This window comes from Endozoicomonas elysicola (assembly GCF_000710775.1).
Taxonomy (GTDB): Bacteria; Pseudomonadota; Gammaproteobacteria; order Pseudomonadales; family Endozoicomonadaceae; genus Endozoicomonas; species Endozoicomonas elysicola.
Genome location: NZ_JOJP01000001.1, coordinates 4,986,271 through 4,987,656, shown reverse-complemented (window position 1 = coordinate 4,987,656; position 1,386 = coordinate 4,986,271). Strand labels below are relative to the sequence as shown.

General features: G+C 59.7%; 1 protein-coding gene. It reads left to right on the top strand.

Annotated elements, in window-relative coordinates:
- A partial coding sequence (locus GV64_RS25385) for a hypothetical protein (RefSeq protein WP_160171818.1) occupies nt 1-1,386 on the top strand: 1,386 nt, incomplete at both ends.

Sequence of the window (1,386 nt, the reverse complement as noted above, 5' to 3'; positions counted from 1 at the left end):
GGTGCTGAGAAAAGAGCTGTCCGGGCTGCTCCGCACCGGGGCCGACCAGCTGACAGACTTCCTGAAAGCCACACCTTATGACACCGTGAAAGGGATGAGCCAGGACCTGCCCCTTCAGGGACTGGGTAATGGCGTTGAGTGGTTGTCCGAACTGGTGACGGATCTCTTTAACCCCGACAAGGACAAAGCCCGCTCCCGGTTGACAACGGTGCTGACCGATCGGGTGGTGAAAGCACAGGATGAGGTGATTGACCATGTGCTTCGCAGGCTGGCGGGTGAAGGGGCGCAAGCCGGAGAAGGTGAAACCGGAACGAAAACCCCCCGGGATAAACTGCTGGACATGGTGGCTGACCAGGTGAAGCCCCTGGTAGCGCCAGCGGTATCCGGGGCGGCAGTGGAAGTAACCCGAAGTACCGGGCAGCCGGTAGACCCACAGGCGTTGAGCAAGGCCATAGGGCCTTTCCTGAGTGAGCAGCTGGAGCAGGGCAAGGTATTCAGGCGTCTGGCCGGTTACGGTGTGGATCAGCTGACGACGTGGCTCAGTAATGATGATCATCGGAATGCTATCCGAAAGGATGTGGAAAAAAAGGTTCGTGCCCTGGTGGTAGAAGTGGCAGAGGACCTGGAAGACATTCTGGATGGGCACCTGGCAACCGTGCGTGCGGCGGTGAAAGCTGGACAGAAACACCATGTAGACGCGACGAAGACCTTGTCACGGATAGCGAAAAAGCTGGATACGGAACCCGATGATGGTTATGGACTGGTGTGTGGTATTGAACCTCTGGAGCCCATGGAGGGACTGGCTGAAGACGGAGAGAACGTACAGGCACAGGATCACTGGCGGCAGCTCTGTGGGGCCGTCGTCGAGCAGCTGGGCCATGGGGCAGGTCAGTTGTATGACCTGACGACGGGGGATGTTCTCGACCTGAGGGAATCGGGTGACCGGGAACAGGCGGCGGGCCGGTTGCTCCTGGGCAAGCACATCAAGGCGGTCATCGGTGAGGTGGTCAATGAGGGTGTCGATTTTATTAACCAGCGGAATGCCGCCCAGCGGAATGCCGCCCAACAGCGTGATGGTCAGGAGACCGACCAGCAGGCTGCAGAGGGCATCACCGGTCTGATCGAAGAATTGCCGCCTTTGCTGACGACGCCCGCCGTTAATCGCGTGTGTGAAACCCTGCTGTCTGAGGCCATGAAAGAACAACTGGTTGGCCAGGTGAAGCAGGCGGCCGGTCAGGTACTGACATCAGACGACAAAGGTAAGGCACCGGCTGCCACATCGGCAGCAGGCCCGTCAACGCAAGGTGCCGTTGCAAAGCCGCACACGGCGGTGGGATCGGCAGTGGATCCGGTGCTGAGAAAAGAGCTGTCCGGGCTGCTCCGCAC